Below are 24,121 nucleotides of genomic sequence, written 5' to 3'. Positions count from 1 at the left end.
AAAAATTATACACTCTGTTCAAACTGATATTTTAAATATCACAGTTTTTATTTACATTTGCCAATAGTACCTATTTATTATATAAAATGAAAAATAATCCCAACAATGTCATATCACCTATACGTGAGAAGATAACCACTCTTATACGACATGAGAAACTTTACAGATCCATACACCGTCAACTGATGAAAAAATGGTTTCAGTATTTCGTACTGTTCTTCATTATCGGATCTATAATTTCAATTATATGCGGCTCGTTTGAAGAATCCGCGCCTTATCGCAACTGGCTGTACTTATTCAATTATCTGGCTTCTTTCGTCTTTACCATAGAATACGGATTAAGGATTGCCGCAGCCCCTGTACAGTATGCACAATATAAAAAACCATGGGTAGCACGTCTGCATTACATATTTTCCTTTTACGGACTTATAGATTTTGTAGCCGTACTTCCTTTCGTTGGTATTTATATCTACAAAGAGACACCTCATATACATCTTGTGGTGTTGGCATACATTCTGATAATATTCAAACTTATACGCTACTCGCGTTCGTTCCAGATGATAGGAACAGTTTTGAAGACCGTAAAGGAGGAACTCATAACATCTTATACGGCATGTGGCATCATGCTTGGTTTCTCAGGAATTCTGATGTATTACATAGAACGTAACGCACAACCCAATGCATTCGAGAATATTGGTGACGGATTTTGGTGGGCCATAGTAGCCTTTACCACCGTGGGATACGGCGATATATATCCTATCACTCCAATAGGCCGACTGCTGAGTAGCCTGATAAGCCTGATTGGTATTGCCATGATTGCCATCCCAACCGGTATCATCAGCTCGGCTTTCATGAACATGCTGATTGAAAAAAAACAGAAAGCTGAGAAGGAAAAAGAAAAACAATGAATTTTAGATAATTAGATAAATTAAAGGAAATGGCTGCACCGAAAATACGATGCAGCCATTTCCTTTTACCACTTTACACAATTTATGTGCAGTGTTATTACTCAATAGTTTTAAGCATTTTTTTCACAGCAGTCTCCAGCTGTCTATCCTCACCTTTCAATACTTCTTCAGGTGAATTGTATACCTCAACGTCAGGCTGGAGTTCTTGGTTCTCAAGATACTCGCCACGCATGTTCATACATCCCACCTGCGGAATTCCAAAGACAATACTTGGGTCTATTTGTCTTTCCCACCACACAGCAGTCATTGTTCCAGGAACAGGAGTACCTATAAGCTTACCTATACCCAATTCCTTATACACCCATGGGAAACCGTGAGCATTACTGTAGTTATCCTCACAGACAAGAACACATGAAGGTTTGAGCCATTTGTTGAACGGATCACTACCAATGTACTGTCCTCTAGGAACAAATCTTTGATATTCCTTTCCACTTAGTAGCGTTACCAGATCATCGTGAAGCCATCCACCACCATTATGACGTGTATCAACAATCACAGCATCCTTAGTTCTGTTTTTCTCGCTCAACAGTTCGCTATACACAGTACGGAAACTTGGACTGTTCATACCTTGAACATGCACGTAAGCCACACGTCCCTTTGAGAGTTTCTCAACAAGCTGTTCATTACGTTTCACCCACCTTTTATAAAGCAAATCGGACTGTTCTCCAGAACTGACTGCCTTAACTATAACGTCAAAACGTTTTTTTGTTTCTGGATTATACACAGAAAGAAGAACCTTCTTACCGGCCTTACCCTCCAACATAGGATAATAATCAGCCCCTGCCAATATCTTTTCGCCATCTATTTTTTCTATGATACATCCTTCTGTTACATCTGTCTTCTTGATTGCAAATGGGCCTTTTGCAATTATTTCCTTTATCTTCAAACCATCTCCTTTATATTCATTATCATAGAAAACACCAAGACACGCAGTTGAAAATGATGTTCCAGGTGCATAATATCTTGCTCCAGTATGTGAACCGTTAAGTTCGCCAAGTAACTCGCTCAACATTTCCTGGAAATCATAGTTATTGTTTATATAAGGCAGGAAACGCTTGTAGTTTTCGTAATAACCTTTCCAATCTGCCCCATGCAAATCGGCAACATAGAACTTATCTTCAACTTGTTTCCAAATATGATTAAACATATACAGACGTTCATCATACGGACGATAATTAAAAGAAGCACTGAATTCTACATTTTTCGACTCACCTTTCTCAATATTCACTTTTTTGATAGATGAGTTACAGAGATAGAGATTCTCCTGTTTCTTATCAGTCATCATAGATCCATAACCGATATTCTTCATTACAATGGAAGTCTTGTTATTCTTTAGATCGTGCATCCACAAGTCATAGCCTCCTTCAAATGCTGCTTGATAATAAAGTTTATCACCCTTAGCTGAAAGAACTGCATCGCCAAGATTAGAAGAATTAACTGTCAAACGAACTATTCTGTCACGACAGTTTTCAAGGTCGAATACCAAAGGTTTGACTTCGTCTTCCTTATCCTTCTTTTCATCTTTCTTCTTTCCTTTTTTCTTTTCGTCTTCCTTCTTCTCCGCATCCTCTTTGTCTTTCTTTTCCTGTTCTTCCACAAGGGCAAGTTCTTCTTTGCTCATGCGGAAACGTTCGTAAGCGTCAAGATCGAAGAACATGATATATACATCATCCTCAGAACCCCAACTGCCGTGACTGCGATAACCCGCACGGTCGCTTTTCCATATCATAGCCTTACCACCAAGAACCCATTTTGCGTCTCCGTCAGTATATCCGCTCTGAGTAAGATTATGTATTTCACCATTGCCTGACGCATTGACCAAAGCTACGTCGTTATTATTCCAACCGCCATGACCGATATATCCGGACAATAGCCAACGGCTGTCAGGACTCCATTCAAACCACTGGTCACCGTCACTATAAGAATATTCGAACTTACCATCCATTACTGTGCGAACAGCCTTTGTCTTCAGATTAAGTACACGTAATGTTGTTCTATTTTCAAGAAACGCCACTTCCTTGCCGTCAGGACTATACTGCGGTTGGAATGAAGTCACATTACTGTTTATCAGTCTTTCTTCTTTGAATTCATTGGCATATGTAAACAACTCATCTTCTTTATTAACCAACGAGGTCTGATATATCTGCCACAGACCGTTACGTTCAGACGCATAGACTATACTTCTTCCGTCGGGCGAGAAATCTATATTCCTCTCCTGTTCCGGAGTGTCGGTAATCTGTTTTGTTGTTTTATATTCAACAGATGTCACATATACATCGCCACGCAATATAAAAGCTATCTCCTTGCCTTCAGGAGATACTGAAATTTCCGTAGCTCCTGATGATTTCAACCATTTCACCAGATGTTTGTCATAACTGTCAGCCACAATGCTGACATTGACTTTCTTCGGAGATCCCCCTTCTTTAACTGTATATATTTCTCCATTGAATCCATAACACAAGGTTCCGTTTGAAGCAACTGAAAGGAAACGTACAGGATGATCGGTATGAGACGTCAGACGTGTAATGTTCTTACCATCAAGATCCGACTTGTAGATATTGAAACTACCTTCCCTCTCGCTCAGATAATAGAACGATTTTCCATCCGGAGTCCATACAGGAGTTCTATCTTCACCGTCGAAAGAAGTAATTTTCCTATAACTTTTTTCTGTTCCTTCCTGTTCTGTGCAGAGCCAAATATCACGTGTTATGGATGATGTGTGATGCTTACGCCACGCATCTTCATATCCCTTCTTGTCATGATAAAGAAAAGACCTGCCATCAGGACTGATACTGATATCCTCCATAGGTATAGACGAGAACATCACAGGTCTGCCTCCCTCTGTTCCTACTTCATATATCTGCGGGAACTGCGAACTGGGGAAAGTCATATCCTGAGCATCAGGCATAACTGCAGCCTGAAAAAGCACATGACTATTGTCGCGAAAAGCGTATGGCACCTCATTTCCGGAATGAGTGGTAAGTCTTCGTGGCACTCCACCGTCCTTGCCTACAATAAATATATCCATACTACCTTCCCTATCGGAAGCAAAAGCAATATTCTTTCCGTCAGGACTCCACACGGGATGTGTGTCGTGTCCCTGATTGGAAGTTATCTGCAAAGCCTTACCACCTTCGACAAGTACGGTGTAAATATCACCCTTGTAAGTAAAAGCTATCTGCTCGCCGTCAGGAGAAATGGCGCAATAGCGCATCCATAACGGAGAATCCTCAGCATACGATGCCACTCCGGCAATAGAAACGACCGTTGCGAATAAGAGTCTTTTCATAAGCTTAATCTTGTAATTTTTAAATATTCTGTTTTATAAATATAATCATAATACAAAAATCACAAAATTCCGTAATTTCAGCAAGAAAAACACTTATTTTTGTAAGCGATTAAAACAGCAAAAATATAACAAACAAGTAAACTTACAAATGATACAAATGGAAACAGGATTAAAACACGTAAGCACAGTGACCGTAAGTGCCGCCAACACAGCCCTCACAATGGGCTCGGGCGATATGGAAGTTTTCGCTACACCTGCAATGGTAGCCTTAATGGAGAATGCCGCAATGAAAGCAGTTGCACCGCATCTGCCAGAAGGCTCAACTACTGTAGGAGCAATGATGGAAACATCTCATATCAAGCCATCAGCTTTGGGAGAAACAGTTAACGCAGAAGCTATACTTGAAGAAATAGACGGCAGAAAGCTTACATTCAAGGTTACTGCATCAGATTCAAAAGGTACGATAGGTGAAGGAAAACATATTCGCTATATAGTAGATAGGGAACGTTTCCTCTCTAAACTGAAATAAGAAAAGCCTTAAACAATAAACCAATACGGACCGTTTCAGTGTGACATATGAAACGGTCCGTATTCTTTTTATATTCTTTTCAATTTCCATTTTCCGCGATGCAGATATATACTACAGAAGATAAGCAGAAATCCTCCGTAAACATGTTCAGAAGTCCAGCACCAAGCCACATCGAGCCTCATCACCTGAATTATCAATGTGATATATGCAGCATAAATCACTAGAGTTGACAGCTCCAATATAAATGCCATACGCGTATTTCCCGTACCCGATACCGATTGAAAATAGATATTCGATGCAGCCGTAAGCCATGTAGTTGTACAGAACACCCACAACGACGGGATTGACGCTTCTATAAGATCAGGCATATCGGTGTAGATACCTAATACCATAGTAGGAAATACCGCAAACAATATGGTCAACGGCAAAACAATAGACAGCGCCAGTTTTATATGCTGATGCACCGTACAGACCACACTGTCAGCTTTTCCTGCACCTATCTGATTACTTACGAGCGAGCCGCACGTGGAAGCAAACGCAGATATTATCATAAACGTGATACCGGAGATATTCCTTATGATATTTGTTATCGCAAGCGGACGTTCGCCCAAATGCTCCACATAAAGAAAGAAGATAAACCATGTGGAAAGCGATACGAAATTCTGAATCATTGTCCACAGGGAGACATTAAGAATCCTTCTGAGTTTATCCGTATTGAATGAACTGAACCTGTTCAGACCATATTTCTTCAGGTCTATTTTCCTGACAGTATATGTAATGAAAAATATCAGCGATACAAGCTCCGCAAGCGACGAACCTATTGCAGCACCTGCTATTCCAAGAGCCGGAAATCCAAACTTGCCAAAAATCAGGATATAATTGAAAACAATGTTCGAACCCACCATCACTAGCGAATTCAGAGTAAGAGTCTTGGTCTGAGTAGTACCGACAAAGAAAGCTCTGAACATCACAGCCACGAATGAGAAGAAGAATCCAAAAGCCCTCCAGTGAATATAACTCTCGGCAGCATCATAGATATTTTGAGATGAGAGAATTTTCGGAAGCAACCAAGGTGTTATAAGTTCTGTGAGAGTAAACGCTGCAACCGCAAGAAATATCATAAAATACACTCCCTGATAAAATATATCACCTATCTCGAAATACCTCTTCTCGCCGTTCCTTCGTGCCATCAGTATCTGCGAACCAATACTGAAACCGAAACCTATCATGAATATAGCTATATAATATACCCCGGCAATAGCAGAAGCTCCAAGTTCGATTTCTCCAACACGACCCAAAAATGCAGTATCAGTCATACCTATAGCCTGCTCCATAACAAGACTTATAAGTATAGGATAAGCTATAGTCAATATTTCTTTTGAAGTATATGCTTTTTTCCGAATATTATTCATGTCCAAATCTTATAACACTTAGACAAAAATACAATAATCTTTCATATTATTTCAATAATGAAAGTATATATATTTACCAATATAGAACCTGTTATAGTTTCTAACAAACCAACAATCAAAGAAAACAATAAAAAAATAGTAGATTTTTTTGGAGTTTTAAAAAAAAGTTGTACCTTTGCACTCGCAATCGGGAAACAACGATAGCAAAATAGGATTGATTCGCTAGCTCAGCAGGTAGAGCACAACACTTTTAATGTTGGGGTCTTGGGTTCGAGCCCCAAGCGGATCACTCAGAAAATCAAGCGGTTATCTAATTTAGATAACCGCTTTTTCTTTATATAAGCTATATTTTGCAACACATGTGGGAACAACATAAAAACTGAAGAGTTCTCAAATTACACATAAACTTTCGACAGTCTTAGCAGGGATAAAAAAAACGTGAACCGATGCACTTGGCATACGATTCACGTTTAAGTTATTATATATTTTTGATATTATTCAGCACGCAAAGTAAAGCGCTTGAAATCAACTACAGTAAGCTCTGGATCTGATTCTTTAAGAACATCAGTTACTGTCTTCTTAGGATCCATAATGCTTTCCTGATTCAAAAGACAAACTTCTTTTAAGAACTTACCAAGACGGCCTTTAGCAATATTCTCAATCATTGCCTGAGGAAGATTAGCAGCTTTTTCTTCAGAGACCTTCGCTATGATTTCTTTAGCCTTTGCAATATCTTCAGCTGTAATCCATCCCTTAGCCATATTGCTTTCCATGTGTTCTTCACTGTCAACATGAGCAGGGTTGATACCAGCCTTCTTCAAAGCAGCTTCTACAGCCTTCTGAACCTGTTCAACTTTAGTCTTCTCAATAGCAACATTGATTTCGTTCTGTTTAACTTCTTCAGGTACGCCAGCCTCGTTTACAGCTATAGGATTCATAGCTGCAATCTGCATACAGATTTCGTGAGCAACCTTTTCATCACAAACCTTGTTAAAAGAAGCAATTGTACAAAGCTGATTTTTATTCTGGTGATTATAAACAGCTGTACAAGCGCCAGTTACTACGAAATAGCCATCCAATTCCATTTTTTCACCAGTAATACCACTACGGTCAACAACAGCATCTGCAACTGTTGCATTACCCATTGGAAGCGCCTTCACTTCATCCAAAGTCTGACACTTGTTTGCAATAGCAGCATCAAGGATAGCTTGAGTCAAAGCTACAAAATCTGCATTTTTAGCTACAAAGTCTGTTTCACACTTCAATGCTATCATTGCAGCATAGTCACCTGTTGATTTAGCCAATACACAACCTTCTGAAGTCTCACGATCAGAACGTTTTGCAGCAACAGCCTGTCCTTTTTTACGAATAATTTCCATAGCCTTGTCGAAATCGCCTTCAGCGTCGTTCAAAGCATTTTTACAGTCCATCATACCAGCTCCAGTCAATTTACGAAGCTTGGTAATATCCGCCATACTTACAGCCATAATAATTTCTTTTTACTAAGAGTTAATAATATCATTATAAAACAAAATTGAGAATTGAGAATTGAGAATCTGAGCATATATGTTCCATTCTCAATTTCCAATTCTCAATTTTATATATTTAATTTCTAGAATTAAGCTTCATCTTCTTTGCTAACGAAAGCTGCAGCTTTTGCAGCATTTATAGCATCTTCTTCAGCTTTATCCATACGAGCTCTACCTGCTTTTTTCTTTGTAGTCTTAGGAGCAGCAGCTTCACCAGCAGCATCCATATCTACCTTTTCTGCCTTTCTTTCTTCCAAGCCTTCAGCCATTGCAGCGCAGCAAGCATCAAGAATAACTTCAACTGACTTAGTTGCGTCATCGTTAGCTGGAATAACGTAATCTACATTAGAAGGATCAGAGTTTGTATCAACTATTGCAAATACAGGAATACCAAGACGATTAGCTTCACGTACAGCAATATTTTCTTTCAAAACATCGATAACAAACAAAGCAGATGGAAGACGAGTCAAATCAGCGATAGAACCAAGGTTCTTTTCAAGTTTGGCACGCTGACGAGAAATCTGAAGAACTTCTCTCTTTGACAAGTTTGAGTAAGTACCATCGTTAGTAAGTTTGTCGATAGTTGCCATCTTCTTAACAGCCTTACGGATTGTTGGGAAGTTAGTCAACATACCACCTGGCCAACGTTCGATAACGTATGGCATATTTACAGAAGCAGCTTTCTCAGCCACTACCTGCTTAGCTTGTTTTTTAGTAGCAACGAAAAGAACTTTCTTTCCTGATTTAGCAATCTGCTTCAAAGCTTCGGCAGCTTCTTCTACTTTTACAACGGTTTTGTTCAAATCAATGATATGGATACCGTTGCGTTCCATGAAAATATAAGGAGCCATTGCTGGATTCCACTTTCTCTTCAAATGTCCGAAGTGGCAGCCTGCTTCCAATAATGTATCAAAATTTACTCTTGACATTGTTTTTAATTTTAATCGTTTACTTTCTTTTTTGTTTAAATTTGAACCAACTATCCGGTAGTTTCTCCGCAAACAATTGTAGGGAAAATCCTGACAGTTTAGATACTAAACGCTTTTACATTTAAGTTTTTGAGTTTCTAAGTTTCATAGCTAGTTTGAAGTTTCGCAAACCGATTACTTGCAACACACTTACAAACTTAAAAACTAACAAACTCAATCGCTTAACGTTTACTGAACTGGAATCTTCTACGTGCTTTTGGACGTCCTGGTTTCTTACGTTCAACAGAACGAGAGTCACGAGTCATGAAGCCTTCTGCACGAAGAGCTTTCTTGTCATCAGCATTGATTTTAACAAGAGCACGAGCAATTGCCAAACGCAAAGCCTGTGACTGTCCTGTAAAACCACCACCACACAAGTTTACTTTAATATCATATTTTTCAGCCACCTGAAGAAGGTTTAGAGGCTGTTTTACTACATACTGCAGAATAGTTGATGGAAAGTACTCTGCAAGGTCTCTCTTGTTAATAGTAATCTTTCCTGTACCTTCGCTGACGAAAACACGAGCAATAGCGCTTTTACGTCTGCCTAATGCATTTACTACTTCCATTCTTTATTATTTAAGTGTGTTAATATCAATAACTTTCGGAGTCTGAGCTTCGTGTTTGTGTTCAGAACCTTCATAAACATACAAGTTGCCAAGCAATTTAGCTCCCAGACGGTTCTTAGGAAGCATACCTTTAACAACTTTCTTCATCAATTTTTCAGCGCCGTTTGGTTTAGCCATCAAGCGAGCAGGAGTGATTTCGCGCTGACCACCAGGATAACCCGTATAGCTCAAATACACTTTATCATTCCACTTATTACCTGTAAATTTAACTTTGTCTGCATTGATGATAATAACGTTATCACCGCAGTCTACGTGAGGAGTAAAGTTTGGTTTGTACTTTCCTCTCAACAGTTTCGCAACTTTAGCACCGAGGCGTCCTACCACCTGATCGGTAGCATCAACTACAACCCATTCTTTAGTTGCAGTTTCCTTGTTTGCAGAAATGGTCTTGTAACTTAAAGTATCCACTCTTAAATCTTTTTTAAAATGTTAACTACTAAAAAACAATTCCTTCACACTCCATCCGTCCCGGACAAAGAAGAATAAAGTGCTCAGAATCTTAATTTTATCACTATTTGATAATAATCGGCTTGCAAAGGTACAACTTTTCTTGAAACAGACAAAGTTTTTCCGCATTTTTCTATTTTTAATCACCTGATACTATGCTAAAAAGGCTACTTTCGCAAAAACAAAAGTAGCCTAAACATACTAATCATAATTAGAAATATTATCTGATAATATTATCAGGATATTCTTCCGGCATAGTAACTCTTTTCCACGTTTCATAACACCAGGAATCTATTTTATTTCCATTTATATCTTCTTTTAGGAAATATTTCACCACCATTATGCCATCATCTTTCATTTCAAATTCCATTACGTTCTTTTTTCCGTTTAATTGTGGCAAATGCAAATTTCTCTCAATGATTTCCGTATACGAATTTTCAGAATTGACTTCATAAGTTCCCTCACCTATTATTATAGCCCCGTGTGGCATCATCACCATATTGGTAAAACGCCCATCATCAGAAAGAATCTTAAGGGAATTACTTGTTTTAAGCTCACCGGTCACACCGGGAGAATTAGAACGATAAAAACACATTTGCCATACGCCATTAAGACTTACAGGAACCTTTTCAGCCTTTTGCGCCAACGCACTACCAGATGCTACCAGCAAGAATAATGCAAATAATAAGAAACTGCGCATTTTCATAACATTATGAATTTTAAGTTTATTAATAGATTTCTACAAATATAAGAAAATAAATAAAAAAAACATCATATAACACTATATTTTAAAAGAAAAAGAATTCTATAACAAAAAAGCTGTCCAGAAAAAAAGATTCTGAACAGCTTTTGATAATGAAGATGTATTTATCTGAAATTAAAATTCTGCGTTTCTCGGAGTACGTGGGAAAGGTATCACGTCGCGGATATTTGACATACCTGTCACGAACAACAACAAGCGTTCGAAACCAAGTCCGAATCCAGAGTGAGGACAAGTTCCATACTTACGAGTATCAAGATACCACCACATATCCTTCATTGGAATACCCAACTCCTGAATACGAGTAAGCAATTTGTCATAGTCAGCCTCACGTTCAGATCCACCTATAATCTCACCAATCTTAGGGAACAGCACATCCATAGCACGCACAGTCTTTCCGTCTTCATTCTGTTTCATATAGAATGCCTTGATTTCCTTAGGATAGTCTGTCAAGATTACCGGTTTGTTGAAATGTTCTTCCACCAGATAACGTTCATGTTCAGAAGCCAGGTCAGCTCCCCAGAATACAGGGAATTCAAATTTATGGCCTTTAGCTACAGCATCTTCAAGAATCTTGATACCTTCTGTATATGGAAGACGTACAAAACTGTCTTTCAATACACCCTGCAGACGTTCTATCAATCCCTTGTCGAACATATCGTTCAGGAATTTGACATCTTCATAGCAGTTATCCAAAGCCCACTGCACACAATATTTAATAAACTCTTCAGCCAAGTCCATATTATCATTGATGTCGTTGAAAGCCACTTCAGGTTCAATCATCCAGAACTCTGCCAAGTGACGAGGAGTATTTGAGTTCTCAGCACGGAAAGTAGGACCGAAAGTATAGATTGCACCAAGTGAAGTTGCAGCCAATTCACCTTCCAGCTGACCAGACACAGTCAGACTAGCCTGCTTGCCGAAGAAGTCATTATCATAAATTATAGAACCGTTTTCATCTTTCTTCAGATCATACAGATTCATGGTAGTAACCTGGAACATCTGTCCTGCACCCTCACAGTCGGAAGCAGTAATGATTGGAGTATGGAAATAGAAGAATCCACGGTCATGGAAGAATTTATGTATAGCGATAGCCATATTGTGGCGAATACGGAACACCGCACCAAAAGTATTTGTACGCGGACGCAAGTGAGCTATTTCACGAAGGAACTCCATAGAGTGTCCTTTCTTCTGAAGAGGATAAGTATTGTCACATACGCCCAACACTTCTATTTCGCGAGCCTGAATTTCAGCAGCCTGTCCTGCACCTACAGATTCCACTAATTCACCGTTTACGCTGATACATGCACCTGTAGTAATCTGTTTGAGCATTTCTTCATCGAAGTTAGCCAAATCAACAACCACCTGCACATTATTTATAGTAGAACCGTCATTCAAGGCGATAAAGTTTACCTGTTTACTACCGCGGCGGGTACGAACCCAGCCTTTAACGTTGACCATACTGCCGAATTCGCGTGATTTCAGCACGTCAACAATTTTTGTTCTACGAATCATTTCCATCATTTAATAATTTATATTATTCAAAAGACCCCATACGGAGCATATTTACTTCGTTTTCAGTCAAGAATCTCCAGTCTCCACGACGCAATCCCTTCTTTGTAAGTCCGGCAAAATAAACTCTGTCAAGCTTAATCACCTTATATCCCAAATGTTCGAATATACGACGTACGATACGATTCTTTCCTGAGTGGATTTCTATACCAACCTGTGATTTATCATTGTCAGAAGCATAACTTACAGCATCAGCATGTATTTCTCCATCCTCAAGAGTTATACCCTGTACTATCTGGTCAAGATCAGCTTTTGTGACATTCTTATCGCAATATACATGATAAATTTTCTTTTTCAAGTATTTTGGATGAGTAAGTTTCGAAGCCATCTCACCATCATTGGTAAGCAGAAGAACACCTGTTGTATTACGGTCAAGTCTTCCCACAGGATAAATACGTTCCTTACATGCATTCTTCACATAATCCATCACAGTTTTACGTTCCTGCGGATCATCTGCAGTAGTAACACAATCCTTTGGTTTGTTAAGCAGCAGATACACCTTTCTTTCAATATTTACCGGCTGGTCATGGAATTTAACTTCATCATTACGATGAACTTTAGTACCAAGTTCTGTCACCACTACACCATTTACAGAAACCACTCCTGCTGTAATAAACTCATCAGCCTCACGACGTGAGCATATACCGGCATTAGCCAGAAACTTGTTCAAGCGGATAGGTTCATTAGGATCAGTAAGAACATCCTTATACTCTATCTGCTTCTTCATGCTATATTTTGCATTCGGGTTATAGTCATTGGTACGCTGACGGAAACCTCCCTGACGGTTGTTACCATATCCGCCACCCTGCTGACGATATCCACCCTGCTGTCCCTGACGAGGACGGAATGAACGCTGTTCACCACCATCATTGTTAAATCTAGGAGTAAACTGACGCTGCTGACGATCACCGCCGTTGTTATTAAAACGTGATGCGCCGTAAGAACGTTCTCCTCCTTCATTGTTTCCATATGGGCGATTGCCATAAGGACGTTGCTGACGGCCATAATTGTTATTGCCATAACCTCCACGCTGCTGGCGGTCAGCACCATTATTATTGTTGTTAAAACGAGGGTTGAACGAAGAACGGTTCTGACGTTGCTCACCACCTTCAAATCCATTGTTAGGACGACGTCCGTAACTTCCACCCTCATAACGATTGTTTCTGTTATAACCTTCTCTGTTGTTGTAAGATTTTCTACCATCGCGGCCAGACTGGTTTTCACCATTTTGTCTGAATTCTCTTTCTGTCATAATAATTAAATCAAAAAAATTAATACTCTTACCCTCTCGGGCCAAAAATGTCTCTATAAATCAAATATAAAATTAAATACCAGTATAATTATGTGGAGTTATTGCGCGAAGTTCTTTCTTTATATCTTCACTAACCTCCAATGTCTCTATGAAATTCTTTATTGAAGCCTCGTTTATAGCCTGGTTAGTACGTGTAAGAGCCTTCAGAGCCTCATACGGATTAGGATAAGCCTCACGGCGAAGAATTGTCTGAATAGCCTCAGCAACCACACTCCAGCAGTTATCCAAGTCCTCATAAATCTTATGCTCGTTCAACAACAGTTTGCCAAGTCCTTTCAGCGAACTCTGTATCGCAATAATAGTATGACCAAAAGGAACACCTATATTACGCAAAACAGTAGAGTCTGTCAAGTCACGCTGCAATCTTGAAACAGGAAGTTTTGACGACAAATGTTCGAAAATAGCATTAGCCATACCCAGGTTACCTTCAGCATTTTCAAAGTCTATCGGATTAACCTTATGAGGCATTGCGCTTGAACCAACTTCACCGGCCTTGATTTTCTGCTTGAAATACTCCATTGAGATATACTGCCAGAAGTCACGGTTCATATCAATCATTATAGTATTGATACGTTTCATTGCATCAAATATTGCTCCAAGATTGTCATAGTTTGAAATCTGAGTAGTATATTCCTCACGTTCCAATCCCAACTTTTCTGCAACAAACTTATTACCGAATTCTTTCCAGTCAAACTCAGGATATGCCACATGGTGAGCATTATAATTACCAGTAGCCCCACCAAACTTGGCAGTAATGGCACAAGCTTTCAGTATATCCAGCTGACGGCGCAATCTATACACAAACACCATAATCTCTTTACCCAATCTTGTAGGCGAAGCTGGCTGTCCGTGAGTCTTTGCAAGCATAGGAATATCCTTCCATTCCTCTGCATATGCAGCAAGCTGGTCAATAAGTTTCTGTATTTGCGGATAATATTCCTTCTCCAGAGCCTCTTTTATAGACAAAGGCACAGAAGTATTATTGATATCCTGCGAAGTCAATCCGAAATGGATGAACTCTTTATATTTTTCCAATCCCCCAAGCTTGTCGAACTGTTCCTTGATGAAATATTCCACAGCTTTCACGTCATGGTTAGTAACGCTTTCTATTTCTTTGATACGCTGAGCGTCAGCCTCTGAGAAATTACGGTAAATATTACGCAATGATTCGAAACGCGCATGATCGAAACACTTCAACTGTGGCAACGGAAGTTCACACAAAGTAATAAAATACTCTATTTCCACCTGCACACGATACTTGATCAGCGCATACTCAGAAAAATATTCAGCCAAAGCTCCCGCCTTGGTCCTATATCTGCCGTCGATAGGAGAAACAGCAGTGAGTAAGTCAAGCTCCAACATTGTTTTTCAGTTTTTTCTAAATTAATGATCATTAAAACTTCGCAAAAGTAATGCTTTTTCCCGACTTAACCACCCTAATAATGAAAACTTTAGTAATTATTACACAAAACTACGGAAATAAAGCGTACCTTTGCAGCCGAAAAATATAAAATCAAAAAGACAATGGAACTTCCAAACGACCCGATGATGCTTTTCAGCCTCATCAACATGAAACTCAGAGACTTTTATCCATCACTCGACTCTCTTTGTGATGATCTGAGCCTTAACAAGGACGAAATAATATCACGTCTTAAAGATGCCGGCTTCGAATACAACGAAGAGCTGAACAAATTCTGGTAATTTCCTCACCAGAATTTTTTTGAACAAAAAAATGAACGCCTGCCGAACATGCGGCGAACGTTCATTTCTCGTTCATACCGTGTTCTGCAGGCGTCCAGCATGCATTATTTCACAAAGAATCAATATCCCGGATTCTGCTGTTTTGCAATAACAGGATTAGCGTTAACTTCACTTACAGGAATAGGGAGTATCGCCCTGAAGTATGTTCTGTCGAACTTTCTTGAATCTTCATTCAGAGCATAATGCCATCCTATATTATCCTGGCTTTCGTAACGGACAATAGTTTCATTGTTACGCATAGCATCAAAGAAACGGTGTCCTTCGCCAACCAGTTCCTTACGACGTTCTGTCAACACCCTCTCCAAAGTGATACTACCGGCATCAACCACATTTGCCGAATTTACATCTACCGAACGAGCCTTGATTAGATCATTCAGATACTTGACAGCATAGTCCACATTTCCGCCACCAATTTTCATGGCAGCTTCAGCAGCATTCAGATACACCTCCGAAAGTCTTAATATCGGCAAATTCTGCAAACGCGGATCACCCTGCTGTCCCTTTGGGAATTTGTTAATGAAAACAGGCTCATCACCATATTTCTTATAAAGGTCTGTAGGACTACCCTTATCATCCATTTTATTCTGAACCGGTAATATAACATTTATTCTGACATCATTCTTGTCAGCCTTCAACATATCTACAAACGACTTTGTACAAATTGCATCCGCATATCCGTCCTCATTATACAGATAACCTATACCTTCACGGTCCGCCCAATCGTCAGTACCGTTGTTTATAAGTTCGAACATCATCTCCTTGGTATGTTTTGCACTCATTTTATCCCATGCCTCAGCATACTCATCAGCTTCCCATAACTTATATGGAGAATGTTCGATTATATTCTGTGCAGTAGATAATGCCAGTTCATTTTCTCCCTTATACAGATAGACACGTGTAAGCAAAGCCTCTGCAGCCCACTGGTCAATAAATCCCTGCTTCTCTCCTACCTTTTCCGATTTATATAAAGCTCCGGAATTAACAGCATCAGTCAAATCCTTGATAACCTTCTCATAAACACCTGCAACAGTTTCTCTACCCAACTGCGAGTCCGTACCCAAAGCAGTGTCAACAAAAGGAATACCAAGAGAAGCTCCATTGTCACTTGTATAAGGATTTCCATAAATCCTAACCAAATCGAAATGCACCAAAGCACGGACAACCTTAGCCTGAGCATAAATATCGTTCACTTCCTTCTGATATTTCTCAGCATCCTGTATTTTTTTATTATCAACAGCCTCAATAATTCTGTTTGCACGACGTATCACATTATACGGCACATTCCATATAGCCGGAGCATCATCCACAGTATATCTCATCTCATAGCACGAAGAAGTACGCATACCCTGATCTCTGGCCTGCATATCATCAGCACGCACATCGCCATAGTAAAACATTCTGGCAGCATAATATTCGCTATATGTTGAATTTCCCTGTAATCCGTCGTACATACCGTACATAGCCGTTCTGGCATCATTATAGTTAGTTATAGCCTGACTTGTAGGAATACCATTCGACGGTGCCTGATCCAGCCAGTTGTTCACACACGATGACAATCCCAACATTGCCACCGAAAATATAAACGACTTATATATTTTAGTTATCATATTTTCTTATTCTTATTTTAAATTAAAAACCAATTTCCATACCGAAAGTAACAGTTCTCAATGCCGGAGTCTCAAAAGTACAAATACCGTTAACCGGAGTTTCCGGATCGACATACAGTTTTTTCGACTTCCATGTAAGCAAGTTATTTGCCGCTACATATGCCCTTACCTTACCCAATCCAAGCTTACTGCTCAGGTTAGACGGCATTGTAAATCCTACAGTCAGGTTCTTCACTCTCAAATGATCGGTAGGCATCAGCCAGCGTGACGAAGAAATATTCTTGTTTCCGAATGCAAACTGTGGAAGTTTCGCATTGTCACCAGGTTTCTGCCATGTATCCTCTATCTTATAGTATGCAGGAACATTGCCGACATAATTATAAGTACCTCCGTTAGACTGTAACCATGTAGCATAATCAAAAGCGTTTCCACCAATAGAATAAGTCAGCGTAATATTAAAGTCAATAAACTTCCAGCTCACAAAATTAGTCAAACCACCCTGCACCTTAGGTTCCACAGCACCTATTATAGTCTTGTTTGCCTCAGCCGAGTTAGTAGTAGTTTCACGACTGCCATTCTCTCCATTTATATAATAGAGTTCCTTACCTGTTTGAGGATCCACACCGGCATATTCATATGCATAGATAGAATAATATGGCTCTCCTACTCTATGAATAAGCACACCGTTAATCATTTCATTCTGGTTTCCATCAAGCTTCAACAGAGTATTTCTATTATGGCTGATGTTGAAAGTAGTAGTCCAAGACCAGTCCTTATTCTGGATATTTGTTGACCTGAGTTCAAATTCAACACCGCGATTTCTCATTTCGCCGACATTCATCAATGTGTTTGCCACACCGCTTCCGTCAATGATACCAGTTACACCTGAAATAGCCTTGTTCATCAGCAAATCCTTTGTATCACGGTTATACCATTCAACGGTCATCGAAAGTCTGTTCAACAATGTTATATCCAGACCAATATTGGTAGCATAGTTCTTTTCCCATTTCATATTAGGATTATCCACTCTCATTTCTGCCGAACCACCATTACCCTTGTAATTATATCCGAATCCGAAAACACCCAGATAACCATAATAATCCGTAGGCTGTGTTCCATTCACACCATACGACGCACGCAGCTTGACATCAGTAAATATATGATTTAAAGATTCCATAAACGACTCTCCGGAAATTCTCCAAGAACCAGACACAGACCAGAAATCACCCCAACGGCTCGCACGCGACAATCGTGAACTTCCGTCACGTCTGTAACTGCCACTAAAGTAATACTTGTCAGCAAAATCGTAGTTCAATCGTCCTAGGAAAGAAGTCATTCTATATTTGCTCACAGAGCTCGAAGCTCTGGTATTTCCTGCATTCTCTATTTCAGGCATATACGAAGGATATGTATTACCATTTGCATATACATATTCATAACCATAATCCTCAGTCTCAAATCCAAGCAATACGTCAAAATTATGATTTTCCGCTACAGTCTTGTTATATGTCAACTGAGTCTGTGTATTCAGCTTAGCCATGTTCGTCATCACCCTCTGCATTACACCGTTCGATGAACGTCCGTCATTCGTACGCGGATCCCACCATACTCTTTCATTGTTCTGGCTGAAGTCATAACTCAATATCTCCTTCAGGTTCAGATTATCCCATATATTCCATGTAGCACCAATCGAACCCATAAAACGGTTCACCACACTTCTATTATAATTATATGTCTCTGTCTGAACAGGATTAGCGCCATTCAGTGCTGGGAAGAACGTACTGAAAGACCCGTCTTCATTATAAGGATAAGTAGAAGGAGAAGCAGTCATTGCATAGCACATTATCGGACTGGCAAAGCTGGTACCTTCATTATTCACATTCTGTGTAGAATTCGTAAACATGGCACTTGCATCAATCGACACACGGTCTGCCTTATGGTTTACACTGGCTCTACCTGTAAATCTCTCATATCCTGACACATTAGTTATACCATCCTGCTTTGTATATGAGAACGAAGTATAGAAATGAGTCTTTTCAGATCCTCCCTGCGCGCTCACCTCATAATTCTGATGAGCACCCTTTCTGAACAATACATCCTTCCAGTCAGTATATCCCGACCAAGGTTCAGCCGCATAAGAATCAATCTTACTGTCAGCATAAGCAATAGCCTCTTGTTCAGACTTACCTCCGTTCAGCATATAGTTCTTTAATCCCAGATAAAGGATATCACGTCTTTCCGAACCGTTCAGGATAGGACGATAATTAATCGCCATGTCAGACATACCCCAGTCAGCCTTCACATTAAACTTGGTCTTTCCAGCCGAACCACGCTTAGTCGTAATGATAATTACACCATTAGCCGCACGCGAACCATACAAAGAAGCAGCAGCCGCATCCTTTATCACAGTCATAGACTCAATGTCATTACTGTTAAGTGTCGCCATAAGGCTGTTACCTGAATTGGCATAAGAGAATTCACTCACATTACCATTCATCATAGGCACACCATCGATGACATACAGAGGTTCGTTACTTGCATTGATAGAGCCCATACCACGGATACGCACCGATGCCACCGCACCCGGCTGACCGGAAGTAGAAGTAATCTGGACACCCGAAACAGAACCCGCCAAACGATCCTGAACACTTACAGAAGGGACATCCTTCAGTTTTTCTGTGGAAACATTCGAAGCAGAACCAGTAAATGAAGATTTTTTAAAGTTACCATAACCTGTCACCACAACCTCATCCAGAACCTCCGTATCCGGATGTAATACAACATTCAGTGTCGGAGCGACAGCTACTTCTTCTGATTTCATTCCGATAAACGAAATAACCAACGTCTTGGCATTCTCCGGAACATTAGGAATACTGAAGTTACCGTCAATGTCTGTTACAGTACCCACAGTAGTACCTTTCACTAATACAGATGCACCTACAATAGGCAAACCGTCTTCACTAGAAGTAACCGTACCGGCCACTTGCGAGACTTGTGCGTTCACCACACCTACCAACACAACGAGGCAGGAGATTAATAGCATCAATTTCCTTCTCATAAAAATCTCTCTTGAATTTTAAATTTATAAATAGTTTAGTTTCTCTAGTTAATTACAAAAATATGCATTATTTTCTAATTTCTTTTCATTTTCATAGCAATATGCTTATTTCTTAGTTTTTTAACACAACATTTGACATTTTTCTTCTATAATACATTAAAATAATCTATATTGCATATATTTTTTCACAAAAAGCTATCAATAGTAATAGTAATTGTTATAGAGACCAAACAAACAGCTATTAATACATCATTATTAGACGTATATTATATATTTATTTACATTTTAATTTTAATAAAAGAGACAAATACTCCCAATTAGCTTCTAAATCACTGAACATAATAAATTAAATAACGAACTATTACTTCAATAATATATAGAAAACATTTATTTAAGTACAAATTAAAAAATATTGAAATAGATTTATATTATAATCATCAATAACACTTATATGATTTCTACATACAAAACACCAGCGGGACAAACAAGTTATCTTGTCTGTCCCGCTGTTATTCAGTTTTTCAGCCTATTTGTATGCTATTAATATTCTTCCTCGTTGAAAAAGAAATCTTCCTTACTTGGATAGTCTGGCCAAATATCTTCGATACTTTCATATATCTCACCTTCATCTTCCATTTCCTGAAGATTTTCAATCACCTCGAGAGGTGCACCTGAGCGCATTGCATAGTCAATAAGCTCATCTTTTGTTGCTGGCCATGGAGCATCTTCCAACTTTGAGGCCAATTCTAATGTCCAATACATAGTATATCTATTATTTAAAAGTTTTACTTATTATTTGAGGCACAAATGTATAACAAAAAAATTCATTTGCAACTCTTATTCCAATAAATTTCTTCTTTTTCTGACAAATGATTTAACTTTCTTGACAAAACAAAGAAATAATCTGACAATCTATTTACAAAAGATTTGCATCTGACATCAATTTCACACACGCCATTCTCCTCCAATTCAAGAATTCTCCTTTCACATCTGCGGCATACAGTTCTGCATATATGCGCTATCGAAGCTTGCATAGATCCACCCGGCAATACAAACCCTTTTAATAATGGTAGCTCCGAATCCATAATATCAATCTCATTTTCAATCTTTGATATATCCTCTTCTGTAATACATGAAGCCATATTAAGGTCTGTCTTGGTTACATCTGTAGCCAGATATGAACCCAAGGCAAAAAGCTTATGCTGAATGTATATCAAAAATTCTCTTATCCCGGACTTTTCCATAGAAGATAAAAGCATCCCTATAAACGAGTTAAGTTCATCTACAGTCCCGTACGCTTCAAGTCGGGCATGTGTTTTTGAAACTCGTATTCCGCCCACCAGAGAAGTTGTTCCGGTGTCCCCAGTCTTCGTATAAATGAAACTTTTTTTCATGGTATCTAAAACTTTTTATTTCTATATTAAACCAATCACAAAAAACAAATGTTTTGCATACGGATAACATTTATAGAAAATTGACAATGCGATTTTCCTTCACTCGCTTTTCGTCAAAGAATATGATACCTAAATCATATAAGTCAAAAGTTACCCCTGTTCTACTGTCATTTATTATATTCTTCCACCAGTCCTTTTTACACTTATCTGCATAAGGGTATGAAATAATCAAACAGTCACCCCCTGAAACATATTGTATGACTTCCTCAAACAATTTTTTATAATCAGATGTATGTGCAATATGAAAAAGTTTAGGACTGATATCTTTTGACTCTCTAATTAAATCTATGTATTCATCACGATTATAGCAACTATAATGCAGATGTTGTTTTGAAGAAAACAGTCTCTCAACCTGTGAGTTAATAGCGTCAGTAAAAGTATATACATTCATTTCTGAGTTTGCCTCCTGCATATACCGAGTTGTCATACCGGAACCGGTTCCAAACTCAAAAACCTTTAAAGGACGAATATAGTTAATCAATCTGAAAAAAAGCTTGTCCACTTTTTCACGATGACCAGGTAAATGAGCAACTAATCTTCGCTGATGATGCAACGAAGAATATGCATAAAATGGAAGTTTCTCATATATTACGAAAGTTATAAAGAAAAAATCAGATGGAGAATGTACCCCGTAGCCACAACGTTTACGAAATCTTCTACACCAATTCCATCCTCTTAATATAGTCTTATTCATCAGGATTAATATTACAAATAATTTTTATCCGATAGGTATTTTCAACAATACAAAAATATGAATACGTATTATAAATAACAAGTAAAATACATATTAATAGTTAACAATAATCATTTTAAAGGCTGCATTATCTTCTTCTTTCCGAAAACAAAGCTTGATATTCCCAAATAATCCATCAGCAATCCTATCCCGAAACAGCCCGCAACATTAATTATCAAAGCCACTAGAAGAAACAACATTCCTGTTTGTTCAAAAGACAAAAAACCTACTAATGGTTTTACCAAAGCTGTAAATATCGGTGAGAACAATAGCAATACCAATGTATGCCTTCCTATATAATTAAAGAATACAGCCAAAAAACGAGGTAAAATACTATACAATGCCAGCAACGACGATACAGCAAGATATGTTATCAATAATCCACCTATAGTAAACCGGTCAAGATTCTCAGGAAACATTATCAAAACTGCAAAGCCAGCTATTGCCAACCATGATGATTTGAAAAAGGACAAAAATTCAGTAGACGACTGTCGGATACAAACTCCCAGTAAAAAATATAATATACTGGAAAGAGAAATGAGACCCCAATATAAAGAAATGAGACCTAGAGTAACAGAAGCTATCACAAGCCTTGAAACTAAAGCACTACTGTCTTTATATCTTATGAAAGACATAAAATATACAATGGAACATATTATCAATGAATGAAGATACCAGTAAGGACCGATAGGTTTAAACAATAATTTTTCCAGAAACACTTCCAAAGAAAGATCCGGTATATGCTCTCTAATGGGTAAAAAGGAAGCCATTAATATATATGAGCTTTCCATAATCAGATATGGGACCAGCAGCCATAATACGGTTTTCATAAAGCCGACAATCGGTTTGTCCACTCTCATCACATAACCTGAAATCATAAAAAAAGCAGGAATATGAAATGTATAAACAACTTGTTTTGCATAAGGATAAGTATCACCTATATAAACAAGGTGAAAGCTTATCATTAATAAAATAAATATACATTTCAAGAAATCTATCTCGTCTACCCGTTTTACCATAATGAGATGTTATATACTATTTAAAATCCATCCTGTATACATTTGTATTTCTATGCTCGAATCCCAATGACTTATAAAGATTATTTGCAACAAGGCGCTCAGGACGGGATGTCAACATCAATTTTGATTTACCTTTAAGTGCCACTTGCCCAATAGCAGATTTCACTAATTCCTTACCTAACGACTGTCCCCGATATTTTTCATCTATTACAACATCTTCAAGCCAATACTTAAGTCCGGTAGGCGACAAACATGCACACAAAGTAAACATGCCTATTATAACCCTATCCATATACATTAAATATAAGGAACTTGAATCACAGTTGATAATATTCAAGAGATCATGCTCATTAAAACATATTTTTTCGGAAGAAAGCTGATCAAGAAGTAAATTAATAGCATCTATATACTCTTTCTTCGATTCCTCAACCTTTATTATTGTAATCATATTTTTAATATTATATTTTTCAAAGTATAAATATAGTAATATATTTGTATAAACACAAAAATCCCCGAAGTATCTCTACCTCGGGGATCTCTCATCTAAAACGGCGACTACCTACTCTCCCACAATATGCAGTACCATCGGCGTGACGAAGCTTAACTTCTCTGTTCGGAATGGGAAGAGGTGGAACCTTCGTGCTATAGTCACCTGAATATCTTTGTATATCAAGTCTTGCATGAAGCACAAACTGAAAAACTAATTTTAGCAAAACACAATACTTATTCAGTGCTAAACGTATATAACACCCATTGTGCTACGCAATAACAAAAGTCAACGGGCAATTAGTAATGCTCGGCTTTGCTGTCTCCAGCTTTACACCTGCATCCTATCAACGTCGTAGTCTACGACGACCCTGAGAAATCTTATCTTGTGGCCGGCTTCGTACTTAGATGCTTTCAGCACTTATCCGATCCAGACTTAGATACCCGGCGGTGCACCTGGCGGCACAACCGGCAAACCAGAGGTCTGTCCAACACGGTCCTCTCGTACTAGTGTCAGAGCCACGCAAATTTCATACGCCCACGATAGATAGAGACCGAACTGTCTCACGACGTTCTGAACCCAGCTCG

20 protein-coding genes, 1 tRNA gene and 2 rRNA genes are annotated in these 24,121 nt (G+C 38.7%); 4 read left to right on the top strand and 19 right to left on the bottom strand.

The annotated features are described in order from the left end of the window. Nucleotides 1-86 precede the first annotated feature (86 nt). Nucleotides 87-908 (top strand): ion transporter, encoded by an 822-nt coding sequence (locus Q0486_RS00655; protein WP_299229254.1) that lies wholly within the window; start codon nucleotides 87-89, stop codon nucleotides 906-908. Nucleotides 909-1,005: 97 nt separating this feature from the next. On the opposite strand, the gene Q0486_RS00650 is transcribed toward Q0486_RS00655, so the two are convergent. After that, nucleotides 1,006-4,257 carry a S41 family peptidase gene (locus Q0486_RS00650; protein WP_299229251.1) on the bottom strand — a complete coding sequence of 1,084 codons (3,252 nt, stop codon included), beginning with the start codon at nucleotides 4,255-4,257 and terminating at the stop codon, nucleotides 1,006-1,008. Between the two features lie 157 nt (nucleotides 4,258-4,414). On the opposite strand from Q0486_RS00650, the gene Q0486_RS00645 reads away from it, so the two are divergent. After that, on the top strand, nucleotides 4,415-4,786 hold the full coding sequence (locus Q0486_RS00645; RefSeq protein ID WP_204402654.1) for a thioesterase family protein: 372 nt from the start codon (nucleotides 4,415-4,417) through the stop codon (nucleotides 4,784-4,786). 68 nt (nucleotides 4,787-4,854) lie between these two features. Here Q0486_RS00645 and Q0486_RS00640 read toward each other — a convergent pair whose 3' ends face one another. After that, on the bottom strand, nucleotides 4,855-6,198 hold the full coding sequence (locus tag Q0486_RS00640) for an MATE family efflux transporter (protein WP_299229241.1): 1,344 nt from the start codon (nucleotides 6,196-6,198) through the stop codon (nucleotides 4,855-4,857). 216 nt (nucleotides 6,199-6,414) lie between these two features. Here Q0486_RS00640 and Q0486_RS00635 point away from each other — a divergent pair. Next, nucleotides 6,415-6,487: transfer RNA gene (locus tag Q0486_RS00635), tRNA-Lys, on the top strand. 205 nt (nucleotides 6,488-6,692) lie between these two features. Here the strand turns inward: Q0486_RS00635 and tsf are convergent. From tsf to purB, 8 genes are all read right to left on the bottom strand, one after another. Continuing rightward, entirely contained in the window at nucleotides 6,693-7,685 is a 993-nt protein-coding gene (gene tsf, locus Q0486_RS00630; protein WP_299229238.1) for a translation elongation factor Ts, read from the bottom strand. Nucleotides 7,686-7,816: 131 nt separating this feature from the next. Further along, nucleotides 7,817-8,656 (bottom strand): 30S ribosomal protein S2, encoded by an 840-nt coding sequence (gene rpsB / locus Q0486_RS00625; protein WP_299229236.1) that lies wholly within the window; start codon nucleotides 8,654-8,656, stop codon nucleotides 7,817-7,819. Between the two features lie 221 nt (nucleotides 8,657-8,877). Then, nucleotides 8,878-9,264, bottom strand: coding sequence for a 30S ribosomal protein S9 (gene rpsI / locus Q0486_RS00620; protein ID WP_154043087.1), 387 nt, complete (start codon nucleotides 9,262-9,264; stop codon nucleotides 8,878-8,880). 6 nt (nucleotides 9,265-9,270) lie between these two features. After that, on the bottom strand, nucleotides 9,271-9,732 hold the full coding sequence (gene rplM / locus Q0486_RS00615) for a 50S ribosomal protein L13 (protein WP_204404141.1): 462 nt from the start codon (nucleotides 9,730-9,732) through the stop codon (nucleotides 9,271-9,273). Between the two features lie 259 nt (nucleotides 9,733-9,991). Beyond that, complete coding sequence (locus Q0486_RS00610; protein WP_299229228.1) at nucleotides 9,992-10,477, bottom strand: DUF4488 domain-containing protein; 486 nt, start codon at nucleotides 10,475-10,477, stop codon at nucleotides 9,992-9,994. Between the two features lie 171 nt (nucleotides 10,478-10,648). After that, nucleotides 10,649-12,052 carry an asparagine--tRNA ligase gene (gene asnS, locus Q0486_RS00605; RefSeq protein WP_299229287.1) on the bottom strand — a complete coding sequence of 468 codons (1,404 nt, stop codon included), beginning with the start codon at nucleotides 12,050-12,052 and terminating at the stop codon, nucleotides 10,649-10,651. A 16-nt stretch (nucleotides 12,053-12,068) separates the two neighbouring features. Further along, nucleotides 12,069-13,355, bottom strand: a complete 1,287-nt coding sequence (locus tag Q0486_RS00600; protein WP_299229225.1) for a pseudouridine synthase — start codon at nucleotides 13,353-13,355, stop codon at nucleotides 12,069-12,071. Between the two features lie 72 nt (nucleotides 13,356-13,427). Beyond that, nucleotides 13,428-14,774 (bottom strand): adenylosuccinate lyase, encoded by a 1,347-nt coding sequence (purB, locus tag Q0486_RS00595; protein ID WP_154043345.1) that lies wholly within the window; start codon nucleotides 14,772-14,774, stop codon nucleotides 13,428-13,430. 165 nt (nucleotides 14,775-14,939) lie between these two features. On the opposite strand from purB, the gene Q0486_RS00590 reads away from it, so the two are divergent. Further along, on the top strand, nucleotides 14,940-15,116 hold the full coding sequence (locus Q0486_RS00590; protein WP_154043083.1) for a DUF4250 domain-containing protein: 177 nt from the start codon (nucleotides 14,940-14,942) through the stop codon (nucleotides 15,114-15,116). Between the two features lie 119 nt (nucleotides 15,117-15,235). On the opposite strand, the gene Q0486_RS00585 is transcribed toward Q0486_RS00590, so the two are convergent. From Q0486_RS00585 to Q0486_RS00545, 9 genes are all read right to left on the bottom strand, one after another. Further along, nucleotides 15,236-16,783 (bottom strand): RagB/SusD family nutrient uptake outer membrane protein, encoded by a 1,548-nt coding sequence (locus tag Q0486_RS00585; RefSeq protein WP_299229220.1) that lies wholly within the window; start codon nucleotides 16,781-16,783, stop codon nucleotides 15,236-15,238. A 22-nt stretch (nucleotides 16,784-16,805) separates the two neighbouring features. Further along, nucleotides 16,806-19,841: a TonB-dependent receptor gene (locus Q0486_RS00580; protein WP_299229217.1), complete on the bottom strand. Its 3,036-nt coding sequence runs from the start codon at nucleotides 19,839-19,841 to the stop codon at nucleotides 16,806-16,808. A 540-nt stretch (nucleotides 19,842-20,381) separates the two neighbouring features. Next, a complete protein-coding gene (locus Q0486_RS00575) occupies nucleotides 20,382-20,603 on the bottom strand; it encodes a DUF2795 domain-containing protein (RefSeq protein WP_002558131.1) in 222 nt (73 codons plus the stop codon). A gap of 62 nt (nucleotides 20,604-20,665) precedes the next feature. After that, on the bottom strand, nucleotides 20,666-21,235 hold the full coding sequence (locus Q0486_RS00570) for a cob(I)yrinic acid a,c-diamide adenosyltransferase (protein WP_299229215.1): 570 nt from the start codon (nucleotides 21,233-21,235) through the stop codon (nucleotides 20,666-20,668). 70 nt (nucleotides 21,236-21,305) lie between these two features. Next, the gene (locus Q0486_RS00565) at nucleotides 21,306-21,989 is read right to left on the bottom strand and encodes a hypothetical protein (protein WP_299229211.1); all 684 of its coding nucleotides are present in this window, start codon (nucleotides 21,987-21,989) and stop codon (nucleotides 21,306-21,308) included. Nucleotides 21,990-22,099: 110 nt separating this feature from the next. Continuing rightward, complete coding sequence (locus Q0486_RS00560) at nucleotides 22,100-23,047, bottom strand: acyltransferase family protein (protein ID WP_299229208.1); 948 nt, start codon at nucleotides 23,045-23,047, stop codon at nucleotides 22,100-22,102. A gap of 16 nt (nucleotides 23,048-23,063) precedes the next feature. After that, entirely contained in the window at nucleotides 23,064-23,495 is a 432-nt protein-coding gene (locus Q0486_RS00555; protein WP_299229205.1) for a GNAT family N-acetyltransferase, read from the bottom strand. 98 nt (nucleotides 23,496-23,593) lie between these two features. Continuing rightward, nucleotides 23,594-23,703 (bottom strand): 5S ribosomal RNA (gene rrf, locus Q0486_RS00550). Between the two features lie 110 nt (nucleotides 23,704-23,813). Beyond that, nucleotides 23,814-24,121: ribosomal RNA gene (locus tag Q0486_RS00545) — 23S ribosomal RNA — on the bottom strand; the annotation flags it as partial.

It is taken from the genome of uncultured Bacteroides sp., from assembly GCF_937912035.1.
Classification (GTDB): Bacteria; Bacteroidota; Bacteroidia; order Bacteroidales; family Bacteroidaceae; genus Phocaeicola.
Note: the sequence above shows the minus strand (reverse complement) of the source record. Positions and strands in the feature narration are given on the sequence as shown.

Excerpts from the sequence above, each read along its gene's own strand:
- Q0486_RS00655 (WP_299229254.1), top strand. The coding sequence starts at position 87 with ATGAAAAATAATCCCAACAATGTCATATCACCTATACGTGAGAAGATA.
- Q0486_RS00650 (WP_299229251.1), bottom strand. The coding sequence starts at position 4,257 with ATGAAAAGACTCTTATTCGCAACGGTCGTTTCTATTGCCGGAGTGGCA.
- Q0486_RS00645 (WP_204402654.1), top strand. The coding sequence starts at position 4,415 with ATGGAAACAGGATTAAAACACGTAAGCACAGTGACCGTAAGTGCCGCC.
- Q0486_RS00640 (WP_299229241.1), bottom strand. The coding sequence starts at position 6,198 with ATGAATAATATTCGGAAAAAAGCATATACTTCAAAAGAAATATTGACT.
- tsf (WP_299229238.1), bottom strand. The coding sequence starts at position 7,685 with ATGGCTGTAAGTATGGCGGATATTACCAAGCTTCGTAAATTGACTGGA.
- rpsB (WP_299229236.1), bottom strand. The coding sequence starts at position 8,656 with ATGTCAAGAGTAAATTTTGATACATTATTGGAAGCAGGCTGCCACTTC.
- rpsI (WP_154043087.1), bottom strand. The coding sequence starts at position 9,264 with ATGGAAGTAGTAAATGCATTAGGCAGACGTAAAAGCGCTATTGCTCGT.
- Q0486_RS00610 (WP_299229228.1), bottom strand. The coding sequence starts at position 10,477 with ATGAAAATGCGCAGTTTCTTATTATTTGCATTATTCTTGCTGGTAGCA.
- asnS (WP_299229287.1), bottom strand. The coding sequence starts at position 12,052 with ATGGAAATGATTCGTAGAACAAAAATTGTTGACGTGCTGAAATCACGC.
- Q0486_RS00600 (WP_299229225.1), bottom strand. The coding sequence starts at position 13,355 with ATGACAGAAAGAGAATTCAGACAAAATGGTGAAAACCAGTCTGGCCGC.
- Q0486_RS00590 (WP_154043083.1), top strand. The coding sequence starts at position 14,940 with ATGGAACTTCCAAACGACCCGATGATGCTTTTCAGCCTCATCAACATG.
- Q0486_RS00585 (WP_299229220.1), bottom strand. The coding sequence starts at position 16,783 with ATGATAACTAAAATATATAAGTCGTTTATATTTTCGGTGGCAATGTTG.
- Q0486_RS00580 (WP_299229217.1), bottom strand. The coding sequence starts at position 19,841 with ATGAGAAGGAAATTGATGCTATTAATCTCCTGCCTCGTTGTGTTGGTA.
- Q0486_RS00575 (WP_002558131.1), bottom strand. The coding sequence starts at position 20,603 with ATGTATTGGACATTAGAATTGGCCTCAAAGTTGGAAGATGCTCCATGG.
- Q0486_RS00570 (WP_299229215.1), bottom strand. The coding sequence starts at position 21,235 with ATGAAAAAAAGTTTCATTTATACGAAGACTGGGGACACCGGAACAACT.
- Q0486_RS00565 (WP_299229211.1), bottom strand. The coding sequence starts at position 21,989 with ATGAATAAGACTATATTAAGAGGATGGAATTGGTGTAGAAGATTTCGT.
- Q0486_RS00560 (WP_299229208.1), bottom strand. The coding sequence starts at position 23,047 with ATGGTAAAACGGGTAGACGAGATAGATTTCTTGAAATGTATATTTATT.
- Q0486_RS00555 (WP_299229205.1), bottom strand. The coding sequence starts at position 23,495 with ATGATTACAATAATAAAGGTTGAGGAATCGAAGAAAGAGTATATAGAT.